We start from the raw sequence: 17,594 nt of genomic DNA, 5'->3' as shown, positions 1-17,594 counted from the left end.
CGGTCGGGACCGCCATTTTATATAAAGAAAAGAACGAAACAAGTTGTTTCGTATTTTTTTATTTGTTTTAACAAAAAACTAATAAAGACAGTCAAACTATCCTTAGGAAAACTCCTAAGGACTTTTTTATATATTCAAAACCTGTATAATAAAAAGCAGAGAACATTGTGAGTAAAGTAGGTGAAGTCTGTGAGTAAATATGAAGTAACAACAAAATCTTCTGAGGAAACACAAAGATTATCAGAAAGATTAGGTGAACTTGTAAAGGCGCAAGATGTAATTATTTTAGAAGGAGATCTTGGAGCTGGTAAAACGACTTTTACAAAAGGACTAGCAAAAGGTCTTGGAGTGAAAAGAGTTGTAAATAGTCCTACCTTCAACATTATTAAAGAATATAAAGGTAGATTACCGTTATACCATATGGACGTATATCGTTTAGCGGAAAGTGAAGAAGACTTAGGTTTTGATGAGTACTTCTATGGTGGAGGGATTACGGTAGTAGAATGGGCTCATTTAATAGAGGCATATTTACCGAATGAAAAGTTACAAATTAGTTTATTCCATGCTGGAGATGACACAAGAAAGATTGTACTCGAGCCAATTGGAGATCGCTATATTAGATTATGTGAGGAGCTATTACAAGATGAAAGTACTAGCAATTGATACTTCAAATTACGTAATGGGTGTATCCCTTATTGAGGAAGGAAACGTGATTGGGGAAATCATTACAAATTTAACAAAGAACCATTCTGTACGTCTTATGCCAGCTGTAGAGCAACTGTTAAAAGAATGTGGTGTAAAACCGAAAGAATTAACTAAAATTGTTGTAGCTGCTGGACCTGGATCATATACAGGTGTTCGCATAGGTGTGACGGCTGCAAAAACGTTAGCTTGGTCACTTCAAATACCAATTGTAGGTGTATCCAGTTTAGAAGTAGTAGCTGCAAATGGAACTAATTTTAATGGATTCATCTGTCCTTTATTCGATGGAAGACGTGGACAAATTTATACTGGGCTATATACATATGAAGGAGAGCATTTAACTTCGATAGAAGAAGACCGAATTATCCTTATTGTAGACTGGTTGCAAATGTTAAAAGATACAGGAAAGCCTGTTTTATTTATTGGTAATGATGTTAAATTGCATAAAGAAACAATTATAGAACATTTAGGTGATCAAGCTGTATTTGCTCCTTTCACTAAAAATAACCCAAGACCAAGTGAGCTAGCGTTCTTAGGATTACAAAAAGAAGAACAAGATGTGCATACGTTTGTTCCTAGTTACCTTCGTTTAGCTGAGGCTGAAACAAAATGGCTAGAAAGTCAAAAGAAGTAGGAGCTTGCAGAAGATGGATATGGTATTTAGAAAGATGGAACTCGATGATATTGCTCAAATTGTAGCTATTGAAGAAGCATCTTTTTCAACTCCTTGGACTGCTGATGCCTTTCATCGTGAATTAACGATGAATGAACATGCACATTATATGGTGCTAGAAAAAGATGGTCGTGTAATTGGGTATTGTGGATTGTGGATAATTATTGATGAATCACATGTAACAAATATAGCTATTTTGCCAGAGTACCGAGGTCAAAGGCTCGGGGATGCTTTATTGAAAGAAGTGATTTCCGAAGCAAAAGAACTAGGAGTAAAAACGATGACACTTGAAGTACGTGTATCAAATGAAGTAGCAAAACAGTTATACAGAAAATACGGATTTCAAAATGGTGGGATTCGTAAACGATACTATGCAGACAATCAGGAAGATGGTCTCGTAATGTGGGTGAATATATAATGGAAAAAAATACGATTATACTTGGTATTGAAACAAGTTGTGATGAAACAGCAGTAGCAGTTGTTAAAAATGGAACGGAAATTATTGCGAATGTTGTTGCATCACAAATTGAGAGTCATAAACGTTTTGGTGGAGTTGTACCAGAGATTGCATCCCGTCATCATGTAGAAGAAATTACAGTTGTGTTAGAAGAAGCTTTAAAAGAAGCAAACATCACTTTTGATGATATTGATGCAATTGCTGTAACAGAAGGACCTGGTTTAGTAGGGGCACTTTTAATAGGAGTAAATGCAGCGAAGGCAGTAGCCTTTGCACATGATATTCCTCTAGTCGGTGTTCATCATATTGCTGGCCATATTTATGCAAATCGTTTAGTAAAAGAAGTTCAATTCCCACTACTATCACTTGTTGTATCTGGTGGACATACAGAACTTGTTTATATGAAAGAACATGGTTCATTTGAAGTAATTGGTGAAACACGAGATGATGCAGCAGGAGAAGCATATGATAAAGTAGCTCGTACGCTATCTATGCCATATCCAGGTGGTCCTCATATTGATCGTCTTGCGCATGAAGGGGAACCAACAATTGATTTGCCTCGTGCATGGCTAGAACCCGATTCGTACGATTTCAGCTTTAGTGGATTGAAATCAGCAGTTATCAACACTGTGCATAACGCAAAACAACGTGGTATAGAAATTGCGCCGGAAGATTTAGCAGCAAGCTTCCAAGAGAGTGTAATTGATGTACTTGTAACGAAGGCATCCCGTGCAGCGGAAGCTTACAAGGTAAAACAAGTGCTTCTTGCTGGTGGAGTTGCAGCTAATAAAGGACTTCGTGCACGTTTAGAGGAAGAGTTTGCACGAAAAGAAGATATAGAGCTAATTATTCCGCCATTGTATTTATGCACAGACAATGCAGCAATGATTGCAGCTGCAGGTACAATTGCATACGAACAAGGAAAACGTGCGACATTAGCTTTAAATGCAAATCCAGGATTAGATATTGAAGCTTAGTTATCCACAAAATTAACCACAATCTGTGGACAAAACCCATATTATCTGTTGATAATATGGGTTTTGTTGTGTATATAAAATGTTAATAACTTTTCGATAAAATGTGGATAATGTGGAAAAGTTATTTTAAGGTTTATATTATAAAGGTGGATATGTGTATAAGGTTGTGGATAAAGTAGTTGAAGTCTGACCTTTGAATAAATCCTTTTTCGGGAAATAAAATAGGAGTGAGCATCGGAAAAGGTATTTCGGGATAATCATCTTATAATACGTGGATTGGCGTCGATGTCAAACTTTGTCGGGAAATCGATATCCCCTGTCGAATCGTTGATGTGTTTGGAGTTACGGTATATTTGAAAAATGATTACTATAAGTGTATGTGTTAAAAAAGGGTGTCATCTAATCAAAAATTTGACTAGATGATACCCTTAATTAATGTTTTATAAATGGAGTTCTTCCCATTCTGCCATACAGGATTCAAGCTGCTCTTGTAGCGATTGTTTGTTAGTTGTGATTTCACTGGCCTTTTCATAATCTGCATATATTTCTGGTAAGCAAAGCTGATCTTCTAACGTAGCAATTTCTTCTTCTAATTCTACGATATTTTGTTCTAGCTCTTCGATTTTTCGAGTGCGTTGACGCTCTAACTTTTTACGCTCTTTTTCTTCTAGATAATTTAATTTCTCTTGTGCAACTACTTTTTGAACAGGTGCTTCATCTTCTTGCTCTAGTTCTGCACGCTCAATCATTTCGTTTTTCTTTTCCACGTAGTAATCGTAATCCCCTAAATATTCTTGTGCACCTTCTGTTGATAACTCAATAACGGTCGTCGTTACCCGATTAATAAAGTAGCGGTCATGTGAGACGAATAGAAGAGTCCCTGGGTAATCAATTAAAGCATTCTCCAAAATTTCTTTACTATTTAAATCAAGATGGTTCGTTGGCTCATCGAGAATTAATAAATTTGATTTTTGCATCATAAGTTTTGCAAGGGCTAGTCGAGCCTTTTGCCCACCACTAAGAGAAGATACTGGTTTTAGTACATCATCCCCTGTGAATAAAAAATTGCCGAGTATAGTGCGGATTTCTTTTTCGGGTTGCAGTGGATATTCATCCCATAGTTCATTTAAAACTCGCTTAGAAGATGTTAAGTTAGCTTGTTCTTGATCATAATAACCAACAGATACATTTGATCCGAAAGCAACATCTCCATGTAATAGCTGTAACTTATTCACAATGGATTTTAATAATGTGGATTTTCCAATTCCATTCGGCCCAACTAAGGCAACGCTATCTCCGCGAGTTAAGCGCATGTTTACATGTTCAATAATAGGTTCCTCATCATAGCCAATGGCTGCATCCTTTACTTGTAAAACATCATTCCCACTTTGTTTTTCGATATTGAAGTGGAAGGATGCTGACTTGGAATCACCTAATGGTCTTGTTAATAATTCCATTCGGTCCAATTGTTTACGACGGCTTTGTGCGCGTTTCGTCGTAGATGCACGAGCTATATTCTTTTGAACGAAGTCTTCAAGCTTAGCGATTTCATCTTGTTGTTTTTCGTAACGCTTCATTTCTTGCTCGTATAAAGCTGATTTTAAGTCTAAATATTTACTATAGTTACCAACAAATCGTCTGCTCTCTTTATTCGAAATTTCATATACTTGTGTAACGAGTTTGTCTAAGAAATAACGGTCATGCGAAACGATTAGTATCGCGCCAGGATAACCTTGTAAATATTGCTCAAGCCATGTTAGTGTTTCGATGTCTAAATGGTTTGTAGGCTCGTCTAAAATAAGTAAGTCTGGTTTCGTTAATAATAATTTCCCAAGAGCTAATCTCGTTTTTTGCCCACCACTTAATGTAGAAATTGTCGTCTGGTGCGTTTCAACTGGGAAGCCAAGACCGCTTAAAATCGAGCGGATATCCGCTTCGTATTGATAGCCACCTTGATCTTTATAATCTAATTGTAATTGGTCATAATCAGCTAATAATTTCTCGTATATAGCCGCGTTTGAAAAGTTTTCTTCCTTGCCCATCTCTTGCTCTAGTCTTCGAAGCTTTGTCTCCATTTGCTGTAAGTGTGTAAAGACGGTTAACATTTCATCCCAAATTGTTAAAGATGTTTCTAATCCGGTATTTTGAGCTAAATACCCCATTGAGACATCTTTTGGTTTTATAATTTCACCACCATCATGAGATAGCTCACCAGCTATTATTTTTAATAATGTAGATTTTCCGGCTCCATTTCGTCCGACTAATGCGATACGATCTTTCGTTTGTACTTCCAATTTTATGTTTGCAAGAATCGTTTCTGCACCGTATAATTTCGAAAGCCCGTTTACTTGTAATAAAATCAATGTTTTCACCTCAAATAATTTCTTAACTTTGCCATGTTTATATTTCTCAATCATACTAAAAATAGTGTATAGTTTAAAATAAAGAGAGAATACTTCTTCTCTTTATTATACAAGGAAATTCATGAGTGCTAAACTTCTGTATTCGATTCAAGTATGTGAATAAAGATAGGAAGAGAGGAGAGGTTATATGGATCAGCAAAAAATTCCACAGGCCACTGCCAAACGATTGCCTCTATACTATCGATTTATCCAAAACTTATCTCTTTCTGGTAAGCAACGTGTTTCATCAGCCGAATTGAGTGAAGCGGTAAAGGTTGATTCCGCAACAATTCGAAGAGATTTTTCATATTTTGGAGCGTTAGGGAAAAAAGGGTATGGATATAACGTAAATTATTTATTATCATTTTTCCGTGAAACACTCGACCAAGATGATATCACACGTGTAGCACTTATTGGAGTAGGTAATTTAGGGACCGCTTTCTTACATTATAATTTCACGAAAAACAATAATACAAAAATTGAGATGGCATTTGACGTTAGTGAAGAGAAAGTTGGAACAGAAATCGGGGGCATTCCTGTATATCATTTAGATGAATTAGAAGAACGTTTATCAACTGATATACAAGTGGCAATATTAACAGTACCAGCTACAGTAGCGCAATCTGTGGCAGATAGATTGGCAGAAACGAACGTGCATGGTATTTTAAATTTCACGCCAGCACGCTTAAATGTGTCAGAGAATATAAGAATTCATCATATTGATTTAGCTGTCGAGCTACAAACGCTTGTTTACTTTTTAAAGAATTATCCACAATAAAACGCAGAGGAAGTGACCTCTGCGTTTTATTATTGTTTTTTCTTTGTGAATTTAACTAATATAAGGCGAAGTGCCAAATTAAAATCAATTGTTGCCATAACTGCAAATAGTATGGTCCACATATTCCAGATTGTATCTGTCACGTTCGTAATGGCGAAACGTGTAAAGATACATCCGAGAAGGAAATACAATGCAGCCATGAACAATGGTGAGTTTCTCATACAAAAAATCCTCCGATAAATCCTTGCATTTTTTCTGCTTCTTTAATCATTTCTTGAATTTGCTCATTGCTTACTGCAATTTGAGCGATTGCAACGAATGTATTCATCGTAACATGAGCTGCAATTGGAACGATAATACGTTTCGTTTTTACATATAAAAAGGCGAATACGAGCCCCATAGCAGTGTATACCAATAAGTGAGTAAAATCAAAATGAATTGCTGCGAATACAAGGGAACTAATGATAGCGGCAATAAAGAAGTTAAACTTCTTATAAAGTGTACCAAATAAAATTTTTCTAAATACGATTTCCTCTAAAATTGGGCCTATAATAGATACAACAATAAGGAACCAAGGTGTTGTTCTTGCGATGTCCATAAGCCTTGCTGTATTTTCAGATCCAGGTTTAATACCTAGTAAATACATTTCAATCATACCAGCGATACTTTGTGAGAAAAATGCTAAGAAGAACCCGATAAAAATCCATCCAATTGTAGCTGGAACAGAAGAGCGCATTGTATCTAAATGCCTGTCACGAATATCTGTTCTAAGTAACCAAAGTACGACGCATAATGCAATGAAGAAGCTAATAATCGCCCAATGGCCAGTTATGATTTGTCCCTTTTCCTCGGTGGTAAATCCTCTATTATCATAGAGACCTGTTTTTAAGAGTAATGGTAATCCAACAATTCCAGATAACTGCATTAAAATGTATGTAACGATAACCCACCAATATTGTTTCTTCAAATGGTTTAACCATCCTTTCTAACTCTAGTGTATGAGATAAGGTAGGATAACATGTAAATATGCTACCTCCGATATAAACTTTCATTCGAACTATGTTTTTTGTGAATCTGCATTTGAAATTAAAATAGAAGACAGGAAAAAGTTGTGTGTGTAGCGAAAACAACTTAGGGTGTCTTTCATATTGTAACATACGAGTAACGGAAACAACGATTCATATAGTAAAGGTAGTAGAAGAAGGATTTTATATAGAAAAGTATATATGGTAATTTGCGAAAAAATTATGATTTTTTTACTTGCAAAAGAAATTGAGATTATTTATTATTATAAGTGTGTTAGCACTCGGGTGACTTGAGTGCTAATAAATAAAATTTATATAACAAAATGAGGAGGTTATTGTTCATGCTAAAGCCATTAGGTGATCGCGTTGTAATTGAGCTTGTTCAAGCAGAAGAAAAAACAGCAAGTGGTATTGTATTACCAGACACTGCAAAAGAAAAACCACAAGAGGGTAAAGTTATTGCAGTAGGTACTGGTCGTGTGCTTGAAAATGGTGAGCGTGTTGCTTTAGAGGTAGCAGCAGGTGATCTTATCATCTTCTCAAAATATGCAGGTACTGAAGTGAAATATGAAGGTACAGACTATTTGATTTTACGTGAAAGTGACATTTTAGCAGTTATCGGTTAATTATATAAATCTTAAAAAATTCAAGGGGGTCAATTATTATGGCAAAAGATATTAAATTTAGTGAAGAAGCACGTCGTTCGATGCTTCGCGGTGTCGACACTCTTGCAAACGCAGTAAAAGTAACGCTTGGACCAAAAGGTCGTAACGTTGTACTTGAGAAAAAATTCGGTTCACCACTTATTACAAATGATGGTGTAACGATCGCAAAAGAAATCGAATTAGAAGATGCATTCGAAAACATGGGTGCAAAATTAGTAGCAGAAGTTGCTAGCAAAACAAATGATGTAGCTGGTGACGGAACAACAACTGCAACTGTATTAGCGCAAGCTATGATTCGTGAAGGTCTTAAAAACGTAACAGCTGGTGCTAACCCAATGGGTCTTCGTAAAGGTATCGAAAAAGCTGTTACTGCTGCAATTGAAGAATTAAAAGCGATTTCTAAACCAATCGAAGGTAAATCTTCAATCGCACAAGTAGCTGCTATTTCTGCGGCTGACGAAGAAGTAGGTCAATTAATCGCTGAAGCAATGGAGCGCGTTGGTAACGACGGCGTTATTACTTTAGAAGAATCTAAAGGATTCACAACAGAATTAGACGTAGTAGAAGGTATGCAATTTGATCGTGGATATGCATCTCCTTACATGATTACTGATTCTGACAAAATGGAAGCAGTTCTTGATAACCCATACATCTTAATCACTGACAAAAAGATTTCTAACATTCAAGAAATCTTACCAGTATTAGAGCAAGTGGTACAACAAGGTAAACCACTTCTTATCATTGCTGAAGATGTAGAAGGCGAAGCATTAGCTACATTAGTAGTGAACAAACTTCGTGGTACATTCAATGTAGTAGCTGTTAAAGCTCCTGGATTTGGTGACCGTCGTAAAGCAATGCTAGAAGATATCGCAATTTTAACTGGTGGCGAAGTAATCACTGAAGAATTAGGACGTGACTTAAAATCTGCTACAGTTGAATCTTTAGGACGCGCTGGTAAAATCGTTGTAACGAAAGAAAACACAACTGTAGTTGAAGGTATTGGAAATTCACAACAAATCGAAGCTCGCATCGGTCAAATCCGTGCGCAATTAGAAGAAACAACTTCTGAATTCGATCGTGAAAAATTACAAGAGCGTCTTGCAAAACTTGCAGGTGGCGTAGCAGTAATTAAAGTAGGTGCAGCAACTGAAACTGAGTTAAAAGAGCGCAAACTTCGCATTGAAGATGCACTTAACTCAACTCGTGCAGCAGTAGAAGAAGGTATCGTTGCAGGTGGTGGTACTTCACTTATGAACGTATACACGAAAGTAGCTTCTATCGTAGCTGAAGGCGACGAAGCAACAGGTATCAACATCGTACTTCGTGCACTAGAAGAGCCGGTTCGTCAAATCGCAATCAACGCTGGTCTAGAAGGATCTGTAGTTGTAGAGCGTCTAAAAGGCGAAAAAGTAGGCGTTGGTTTCAACGCAGCTACTGGCGAGTGGGTTAACATGCTTGAAACTGGTATCGTAGATCCAGCTAAAGTAACTCGTTCTGCACTTCAAAACGCAGCATCTGTTGCAGCTATGTTCTTAACAACTGAAGCTGTAGTTGCTGACAAGCCAGAACCAGCTGGTGCTGCTGGAATGCCTGACATGGGCGGCATGGGCATGGGCGGTATGGGCGGAATGATGTAATTCAGTCCGTCTTAAATATTCCATGCTTAGGTTGAATAAAAACAGGTAATGTTTATAATGGAAAAGATCTTTTCTATACATGTATAGAAAAGATCTTTTTTTAAAATTTTATGTGATAGTTTATGTGTAAGGTAATAGTGAATATAAACATCTATTTATCAATTTATAACGTCATATGTATTTGGGTGTTATCTGAAGGGGAGTAAAATAGGCATGGCTAAGGTGAATATTTATAAAATTTCTAATACTAAACATGGAGCTTTTGAAAGAAATTTGGAAGAAAATTTAGCAGCTGAGGTGTCAAAAACGATCAGCCAGGCTGAAAATGATCAGTTGGAATATGAAATGATCTTTACTTTATACAAACATGTCCCAAGTCAAGAAAAGGATATTCCATGGAAATGGATTTTGGAAGCTTTCGAAGAAGATGTATTACAAGTCACACCTCAGCCTAAGGTAGTTGTGAAAATTACATATGGCGAGGATATGTATGCGTTAACATTTGGGCACTCTCATTTTTTGGTTGATAAATATTGTGATTATGATTTTGCATTTTCTTTTGCTAGAAAAATGGAATATGAAGGGATTAAAACTACTGCTTTGACTTCGCCGAATTCGCAACGCAATAAGACAATTAATACATATATTGATTATAAGGAATTAGAATTTGATAGTGGTGCTTCTTTTACAAAGTTAAAAGCAAAAGTTATTCAATCAAATGAGGTTAAGCATTTATATAATCAATTAATTGAAGTTGGAAGTTCTCTGAAGTTTGATTTAAAGCAGGATGATTTAGAAAGCGTTTGTGAAGTTCTTTTACATATTGTGAAAATTCTAGACGAGGAAGATAAGTGTAAAATTCCAGTGTTCACTAGAGTGACATCTAGTGAATTATTAAGTAATTTAAATAGAGATTTACAAGAGGCGATTCGTAGAGGTCAAACCACAATTAATATTTCTGAAGTGGATATCATAGGGGCGACTGAAATTTTTAATAACAATGATGCGGTTTTTAAATTATGGTATGGTGCAAAAAGAAAGACAATTTCTGAGTTGAATTATGATCAAATTCGATTATTTGCTGAAGAAAAAGAATTAAACCTGGGGGATATTTTATTAGATATTAAGGTGCAAAGTTTGTACAACGGAACGTCTGTTCGTAGTGACAAGATAAGGAATCTAATAGAATATGTTGATGATACACGTAGATGTATCCTTACTAAGGGGAATTGGTATTATTTTAATGATGATTACCAACAATATTTAGAGGATTCTATCTCTGAAATTAAAACAATATATTGCCCAGATTATGATTTTACAAAAGAAATCCATGAGGAGTTTCTTGAGCGCAAATATGCGGAAGAAAATCATAAATATCCAGATATGACAGAGGAAGAAATTAAAAAGAAGCTTAAAAATATATATTATGCAGAAAATGTATTTAACTTGTTAAGGGAACAAAATGACGATTTTCAGAATTTTGATCGAGAAGAAGAGCGAATTAATGCAGCTAAAGTAGAGCTTATGGATCTATATAAAGATAAAACGATGTATGCAGTTAAGATAGGAAATACATCAGGTAAGCTTTGTTATGCTGTAGATCAATCGATTAGTTCGTTACGTCTTTATAAACATGGTGTTTTACAAGATATGCCAGAAATAGAAAGGGTAGCAATATGGCTTGTTCTGGAAAGAGCGAGTAAATTGACGCTCATAGATGGTGAGCCGAATTTAAATGAACTAAATATGATAATGTTAAAGAATAAATTGGACATTTGGAAAAAAGAAGTCAGGTTGCAAGGGTATGAACCTATAGTTTATATAAATTATAGAGTACAGAGTTAACGTAACAAGGAAATTAAATTTCATCCAAGGTCAAAATATTATTGCTAGAAATAAGTTGTAATGTTTTAGCCGTGAACAACTTGGAAATTCCAGTTAAGGTAATGAAGAGCTATATTTCGAGGTGAAGAATTTAATTTCTGTAGAATTTTGTCGCTTTCTCTCTTGACCATATTGATACTTCATTGTTAGAATCTAGGAAGATAATATAAAACGATCCTTCATATATCCTCAAAGATAAGGTTTGAGAGTCTCTACCGGGTTACCGTAAACAACCTGACTATGAAGGCAGTGTGTCTTATATTTATAAAGAGCGGAGACTATCTTTCTTTATAAAGCCAGACCCCTGCCTTTTCTTTGTTATGAGACTAGAGGCGGAGGACTGGCTTTTTTTATTATATTGGTAATGCTTTTCGCCTAAATTGGTGAAAATATTTATATACGAGAACTAACGTTGGGGTGATTATTTTGAAGAAACAGCATGATACAATTATCGTTTTGGATTTTGGGAGTCAGTACAATCAGTTAATAGCACGTCGAATTCGTGAGTTCGGTGTATACAGTGAACTTCATCCACATACAATTACTGCAGAAGAAATTAAAGCAATGAATCCAAAAGGGATTATTTTCTCTGGTGGACCAAATAGTGTATACGGTGAAGGTGCATTACATTGTGATGAAAAAATCTTTGAACTAGGATTACCGATCTTCGGTATCTGTTACGGTATGCAGCTTATGACACAACACTTCGGTGGTAAAGTAGAACGTGCCAACCACCGTGAGTACGGAAAAGCTGTTCTGAAAGTAGAGAATGAATCAAAATTATATACGAACCTTCCAGAAGAGCAAGTTGTATGGATGAGTCATGGTGACTTAGTAACTGGTTTACCTGAAGGATTCGTAGTAGATGCAACAAGTGAGTCTTGCCCAATTGCTGGTATGAGCAATGAAGCAGAAAACTTATACGGTGTACAATTCCACCCAGAAGTACGTCACTCTGAACACGGTAACGATTTAATTAAAAACTTCGTATTCGGCGCATGTGGTTGTTCTGAAGGATGGAACATGGAGAACTTTATCGAAGTAGAATTAGAGAAGATCCGTGAAACTGTTGGAGACAAAAAAGTACTATGCGCACTTAGCGGCGGTGTAGACTCTTCTGTTGTAGCAGTATTAATTCATAAAGCAATCGGTGATCAGTTAACATGTATTTTCGTTGACCACGGTTTACTTCGTAAAGATGAAGCAGAAGGCGTTATGAAAACATTTAGCGAAGGCTTCCACATGAACGTTATTAAAGTGGATGCAAAAGAACGCTTCATGAACAAGTTAAAAGGTGTAGAAGATCCAGAACAAAAACGTAAAATCATCGGTAATGAATTCATTTACGTATTTGATGATGAAGCTTCTAAATTACAAGGTATGGACTTCTTAGCGCAAGGTACACTTTACACAGATATCGTTGAGAGTGGTACAGCAACTGCACAAACAATTAAATCTCACCATAACGTTGGTGGACTTCCAGAAGACATGCAGTTCAAATTAATTGAGCCTTTAAACACGTTATTTAAAGATGAAGTACGTGTATTAGGATCTGAACTAGGAATTCCTGATGAAATCGTATGGCGTCAACCATTCCCAGGTCCTGGTCTTGGTATTCGTGTATTAGGTGAAATCACAGAAGAGAAATTAGAAATCGTTCGTGAATCTGATGCGATTTTACGTGAAGAAATTATAAAAGCAGGATTAGACCGCGAGATCTGGCAATACTTCACTGCGCTTCCTGGTATGCGTAGCGTAGGTGTTATGGGTGACGAGCGTACTTACGATTACACAGTAGGTATCCGTGCAGTAACATCTATTGACGGTATGACAGCTGACTGGGCACGTATCCCTTGGGACGTATTAGAGAAAATCTCTGTACGTATCGTAAACGAAGTAAAACACGTTAACCGTATCGTGTATGATGTAACGAGTAAGCCACCAGCAACGATTGAGTGGGAATAGTAAAAATGAGCTATAAACCTTTTTAATAAGGTTTATAGCTTTTTTTTATAAATTGTAGCCGAAAAAGAGTTAAATGTTTGGGTGTGTTGAAGATAATGCATTAGAGGGGGAGAGATGATGAGCATATATAACTTCTTGGCTACGGATATTGAATTATGGCATACATGGTTAGATGAATATGAGTTAGAGAATGTAGAGCGTGAAAAAACGTTCTAACTTACAGTTAATAAGTTAGAACGTTTTTTCAGTGATTATACATATATAAACCCAAAAGTAATGGTAATAAGAAGAAATTGAAGTGAAAAAAGCTTTTATAGCGAACGAAAACATAAAAACTTTAAATAATGTTCGTTTTTAAATTGACAAAACGACTTCCTCGAGTTAATATGAGTATGTAATTCAAACGAAAAGTGAATATTATGCCGTCGTATAATATCGGGGATATGGCCCGAAAGTTTCTACCTAGCTACCGTAAATGGCTTGACTACGAGGCGTTTGTATAAAGGTGAGGGGAAACTTGTCTTTGTTTATAGAACGCTTCCATGTATATATGCAATGGGAGCCTTTTTTATTGTTATAGATAAAAGAGGGCTAGGGTGAAATACGGCGAGTAATCATATAACGGGGGAAACGTAGGATGAAACGCTATTTTCAGTTTGATGAACTCGGTACAAATTATAAAACAGAGTTCATAGCGGGGTTAACGACATTTTTATCTATGGCTTATGTACTATTTGTCAATCCTGCTACGCTGTCGCTTGGAAATGTTAAGGGGTTACCAGCAGGTACAGGAATGGATCCAGGTGCAGTATTCGTTGCTACAGCATTAGCAGCAGCAATCGGTTCGTTAATTATGGGGATTTTCGCAAAGTATCCAATTGCTTTAGCGCCAGGTATGGGGATTAACGCGTTCTTTGCTTATACAGCAGTGTTAACGATGGGGATTCCGTGGCAAACAGCAATTGCAGGAACATTAATGTCAGGTATTATCTTTATTATTCTTACAGCTTCAGGTATTCGTGAAAAAATCATTAATGCAATTCCATCAGAGTTAAAGTTTGCAGTAGCAGCAGGTATCGGATTATTCATTGCTTTCCTTGGATTCCAAAATGCCGGAATTATCGTGAACAATGATGCTGTTCTTGTTGGGTTGGGGGACTTAACAAAGGGCACGACGTTACTAGCGATCTTCGGAGTTGTTATTACAATCATCTTCATGATTAAGAAAATTAACGGTGCAGTATTCTACGGTATGATTCTTACGGCAATCTTAGGAGTAGCAACAGGATTAATCGATACTCCGAAAGCTGTAGTGGGAGCAATACCGAGTCTAGAACCAACGTTCGGGGTGGCGTTAACTCACTTCGGAGATATTTTCACTGTTGAAATGGGTATTGTTATTATAACGTTCTTCTTCATCGATTTCTTTGATACAGCAGGTACGCTTGTAGCGGTTGCGAATCAAGCTGGATTAATGAAGAACAATAAATTACCACGTGCGGGAAAAGCATTATTTGCAGATGCGATTGCAACTGTAATTGGGGCGATCTTAGGTACATCAACAACAACGTCTTACATTGAGTCGTCTGCAGGGGTAGCGGCAGGAGGACGTTCTGGATTTACAGCAGTTGTAACAGCAGGATTCTTCTTACTGGCACTTTTCTTCTCGCCATTACTAAGTGTTGTGACGCCAGCTGTAACAGCGCCAGCATTAATTATTGTAGGAATCTTGATGGTTTCATCTTTAGGAGAAATTGATTGGAAGAAATTCGAGATTGCAGTACCAGCATTCTTTACAATCATCTCTATGCCGCTTACGTATAGTATCGCAACAGGAATCGCGATTGGGTTTATCTTCTATCCAATTACAATGGTTGTGAGTGGTCGTCGTAAAGAGATTCATCCAATTATGTATGTTATGGGAGTTTTATTCGTACTATATTTCATCTACGTTCGTAAATAAAAGGGGTTTTTGAAAGGTCTAGACTTAAGGGGAGTCTAGACCTTTTTTGCGTCTTCAGAAAATCTTAAGGATTTCCGAGCGTTTTTCTTCAGAAGTTTTTCTATAATAGAAGTTAGGGATTAAAAAGTACTGGGGGAGATATTGTGGCACAGGAAACAATACTTGTCGTAGATGATGAAAAAGAAATTCGAAATTTAATTACAATCTATTTAAAGAATGAAGGATATAAAGTACTACAAGCAGGAGACGGAGAAGAAGGGTTACGTATATTAGAAGAAAATGAAGTGCATTTAGTTGTGTTGGATATTATGATGCCGAAAGTAGATGGTATTCATATGTGTATGAAAGTAAGAGAAGCAAAAGAAATGCCGATTATTATGCTTTCGGCAAAAACGCAGGATATGGATAAAATTTTAGGATTAACAACAGGTGCAGATGATTACGTAACGAAACCGTTTAATCCGTTAGAGTTAATCGCAAGAATTAAGTCTCAGCTACGTCGTTATATGAAAATGAATGGTTTCGCTATTCAAAATGAGGACGAGCTAGAAATTGGAGATATGAAAATAAACATTTCGACCCATAAGGTAATTGTGGAGGGGGAAGAAGTGAAGTTAACTCCGAGGGAATTTTCAATTTTAGAATTGTTAGCTAGAAATCCAGGTATGGTCTTTAGTGCGGAGCAAATTTACGAGAAAGTTTGGAACGAAAGGTCTTTCCAGTCTGATAATACTGTAATGGTACATATTCGGAAAGTGCGTGAAAAGATTGAAGAGAATCCGAGGAAACCTAGATATATAAAAACAGTATGGGGAGTGGGGTATAAGATTGAAAAAGATATTTAATCCATTTACTTATATTAGGGGAGCTAGAAGCTTAGTTGAGAAATTAGTGAAGCGTGTAAGGCGGAGTATAAGAATTCAGCTGATTACTACTTTTGCTGCTTGTGCATTATTAGGGGTTTTATCATCGAAAGCAGCGGCACCATTTTTTGAGAATGCGAATCGTGAAGCGACTATCGACTATCGGGCGGGTATGGAGAGCATTAACCAGCAAGCTCAAGACACAGCAAATACGATGGTTCATGAAAATAAATTGGATGCTGTATCGAATATGATTGAAATAGAAAATCAAAATTTGGAACAAGGCTCTAGAGCTTTAAAGGTATTGATCACAGATGAAGGTGGTAAAGTTTTATATAAAACGAAGCAGGCGCAAGAAGAGCAAATAGATTTACATAATACGATTCGCAATGCAACATCGTTTGCGATTAATTATACAAATGGTAGAAAAGAGTTTGAAAGTACGAGAAAAGAGTTTATAGCTTTTTCACCTATTACTATTGAAGGAAAGAATTTGTACATGTTTGTTAGTGGGATTCCGGAGGGAGAAGTAATATATGATACACAAGAAGGACCGTTCCCATTTTTTATAGGTGTACTCGTATTCATTTTCTCTTTCTTCTATATAACAAAGAGAAAGATGAAGCAAATTGAAGCGATGGCAGAAGGTGTAAAGGAAATAGAGAGAGGAAACTTAGCTTACCGCATTGAGAAAAAGGGTGAAGATGAGATTGCGGCTTTAACGGAGAATATTAACAATATGGCGGAAGAGCTTATGAATAATATAGAAAAGGAACGTAAATTAGAAAAGCAAAAGAATGAGCTTATTACGAATGTATCTCATGATTTGCGTACACCACTTACTTCTATTATGGGGTACTTGAGATTACTTCGAGATTCTAAATATGAGAATACGGAACAACATGATGAGTATACGAGAATCGCTTTCGCGAAGTCGGAGCAGTTAAAGAATTTAATAGAGGATTTATTTGAGTATACGAAGTTAACGAATGAACAAGTCATGTTAGAAAAACAAGATGTATGTATAAATGAATTACTTGAGCAGTTAATAGAAGAGTTAGTACCGCAAGCGGAAGAACATGGACTTACGTTTGTTAAAAAATTTCCCGAGGAACGTGCCTATGCATCGATGGATTCGGAAAAGATGGTTCGTGTATTTGATAATTTACTAATGAATGCGATTAAGTATAGTAAAGATGATGGAGAGATAAAAGTTTCTCTTCAAAGGCAGCGCAGGGATATACAAATTGTAATTGCGAATCATAGTGAAGAGTTTACGAGAGAAGAGTTAGCAAATCTATTTGAACGTTTTTATAAGAAGGATCAATCTCGAAGTAGAGTAACAGAAGGTTCTGGACTCGGGCTGGCGATTGCGAAAAGTATTGTTGAGTTACAAGGTGGTAGTATTCGAGCGGAATATGGGGATGGTATTATTCAATTTATCGTCGCGCTACCTATTATAGAAAAATAACAAATGAATAGAATGGTATATGATAAAAAAGGCTTATTTTAAAAGGGATAAGCCTTTTTATATTTTTTTAGAAAAACATATTGACGATTAGAGTTTAGAGGTGTAATATAGGACAAGTCGCCGATAGCAACA

Annotated in this window: 15 protein-coding genes and 2 riboswitches; of the genes, 12 read left to right on the top strand and 3 right to left on the bottom strand. The window is 36.4% G+C overall.

The features are described from left to right. Positions 1 to 189: 189 nt before the first annotated feature. Genes tsaE through tsaD form a run of 4 tightly spaced genes read left to right on the top strand, consistent with a single transcriptional unit; the run spans position 190 to position 2,809 of the window. On the top strand, positions 190 to 663 hold the full coding sequence (gene tsaE / locus COI75_RS19570; RefSeq protein WP_000049650.1) for a tRNA (adenosine(37)-N6)-threonylcarbamoyltransferase complex ATPase subunit type 1 TsaE: 474 nt from the start codon (positions 190 to 192) through the stop codon (positions 661 to 663). Further along, positions 644 to 1,336 carry a tRNA (adenosine(37)-N6)-threonylcarbamoyltransferase complex dimerization subunit type 1 TsaB gene (gene tsaB, locus COI75_RS19565; protein ID WP_000865774.1) on the top strand — a complete coding sequence of 231 codons (693 nt, stop codon included), beginning with the start codon at positions 644 to 646 and terminating at the stop codon, positions 1,334 to 1,336. Before tsaE ends, tsaB begins: the two co-directional genes overlap by 20 nt. Before the next feature lie 13 nt (positions 1,337 to 1,349). Then, positions 1,350 to 1,793 carry a ribosomal protein S18-alanine N-acetyltransferase gene (gene rimI, locus COI75_RS19560; RefSeq protein WP_141530829.1) on the top strand — a complete coding sequence of 148 codons (444 nt, stop codon included), beginning with the start codon at positions 1,350 to 1,352 and terminating at the stop codon, positions 1,791 to 1,793. Next, positions 1,793 to 2,809 carry a tRNA (adenosine(37)-N6)-threonylcarbamoyltransferase complex transferase subunit TsaD gene (gene tsaD / locus COI75_RS19555; protein ID WP_000414589.1) on the top strand — a complete coding sequence of 339 codons (1,017 nt, stop codon included), beginning with the start codon at positions 1,793 to 1,795 and terminating at the stop codon, positions 2,807 to 2,809. Before rimI ends, tsaD begins: the two co-directional genes overlap by 1 nt. Positions 2,810 to 3,249: 440 nt before the next feature. Here the strand turns inward: tsaD and COI75_RS19550 are convergent, their stop codons facing one another. After that, complete coding sequence (locus COI75_RS19550; RefSeq protein WP_000602184.1) at positions 3,250 to 5,172, bottom strand: ABC-F family ATP-binding cassette domain-containing protein; 1,923 nt, start codon at positions 5,170 to 5,172, stop codon at positions 3,250 to 3,252. A 187-nt stretch (positions 5,173 to 5,359) separates the two neighbouring features. On the opposite strand from COI75_RS19550, the gene COI75_RS19545 reads away from it, so the two are divergent. Next, on the top strand, positions 5,360 to 5,989 hold the full coding sequence (locus COI75_RS19545) for a redox-sensing transcriptional repressor Rex (RefSeq protein ID WP_000372704.1): 630 nt from the start codon (positions 5,360 to 5,362) through the stop codon (positions 5,987 to 5,989). Positions 5,990 to 6,018: 29 nt separating this feature from the next. Here COI75_RS19545 and COI75_RS19540 read toward each other — a convergent pair whose 3' ends face one another. Both COI75_RS19540 and COI75_RS19535 read right to left on the bottom strand, forming a co-directional pair. After that, complete coding sequence (locus COI75_RS19540) at positions 6,019 to 6,210, bottom strand: YdiK family protein (RefSeq protein ID WP_001246201.1); 192 nt, start codon at positions 6,208 to 6,210, stop codon at positions 6,019 to 6,021. Further along, positions 6,207 to 6,956, bottom strand: a complete 750-nt coding sequence (locus COI75_RS19535) for a CPBP family intramembrane glutamic endopeptidase (protein WP_000745332.1) — start codon at positions 6,954 to 6,956, stop codon at positions 6,207 to 6,209. The genes COI75_RS19540 and COI75_RS19535 overlap by 4 nt, the downstream gene beginning before the upstream one ends. A 399-nt stretch (positions 6,957 to 7,355) precedes the next feature. Here COI75_RS19535 and groES point away from each other — a divergent pair, with 399 nt between their 5' ends. The 7 genes from groES to COI75_RS19500 all read left to right on the top strand — a co-directional run bounded on the left by groES (position 7,356) and on the right by COI75_RS19500 (position 17,462). Then, positions 7,356 to 7,640 (top strand): co-chaperone GroES, encoded by a 285-nt coding sequence (groES, locus tag COI75_RS19530; protein ID WP_000917306.1) that lies wholly within the window; start codon positions 7,356 to 7,358, stop codon positions 7,638 to 7,640. A gap of 38 nt (positions 7,641 to 7,678) precedes the next feature. Continuing rightward, entirely contained in the window at positions 7,679 to 9,316 is a 1,638-nt protein-coding gene (gene groL, locus COI75_RS19525; RefSeq protein WP_001029986.1) for a chaperonin GroEL, read from the top strand. A 213-nt stretch (positions 9,317 to 9,529) separates the two neighbouring features. Continuing rightward, positions 9,530 to 11,161 carry a DUF6119 family protein gene (locus tag COI75_RS19520; protein WP_098448539.1) on the top strand — a complete coding sequence of 544 codons (1,632 nt, stop codon included), beginning with the start codon at positions 9,530 to 9,532 and terminating at the stop codon, positions 11,159 to 11,161. A gap of 198 nt (positions 11,162 to 11,359) precedes the next feature. Beyond that, a riboswitch (purine riboswitch) is annotated at positions 11,360 to 11,461 on the top strand. 165 nt (positions 11,462 to 11,626) lie between these two features. Next, positions 11,627 to 13,165, top strand: a complete 1,539-nt coding sequence (gene guaA / locus COI75_RS19515) for a glutamine-hydrolyzing GMP synthase (RefSeq protein ID WP_000743916.1) — start codon at positions 11,627 to 11,629, stop codon at positions 13,163 to 13,165. A gap of 405 nt (positions 13,166 to 13,570) precedes the next feature. Beyond that, a riboswitch (purine riboswitch) is annotated at positions 13,571 to 13,672 on the top strand. A 130-nt stretch (positions 13,673 to 13,802) separates the two neighbouring features. Beyond that, positions 13,803 to 15,128 (top strand): NCS2 family permease, encoded by a 1,326-nt coding sequence (locus tag COI75_RS19510; RefSeq protein WP_000833100.1) that lies wholly within the window; start codon positions 13,803 to 13,805, stop codon positions 15,126 to 15,128. A gap of 143 nt (positions 15,129 to 15,271) precedes the next feature. Further along, positions 15,272 to 15,973, top strand: coding sequence for a response regulator transcription factor (locus tag COI75_RS19505; RefSeq protein WP_000046594.1), 702 nt, complete (start codon positions 15,272 to 15,274; stop codon positions 15,971 to 15,973). Continuing rightward, entirely contained in the window at positions 15,957 to 17,462 is a 1,506-nt protein-coding gene (locus tag COI75_RS19500) for a sensor histidine kinase (RefSeq protein ID WP_000719194.1), read from the top strand. Before COI75_RS19505 ends, COI75_RS19500 begins: the two co-directional genes overlap by 17 nt. Positions 17,463 to 17,594 lie beyond the last annotated feature (132 nt).

This window comes from Bacillus cereus, assembly GCF_002564555.1.
Taxonomy (GTDB): domain Bacteria; phylum Bacillota; class Bacilli; order Bacillales; family Bacillaceae_G; genus Bacillus_A; species Bacillus_A cereus_K.
This window is presented reverse-complemented; position numbering and strand designations above follow the sequence as displayed.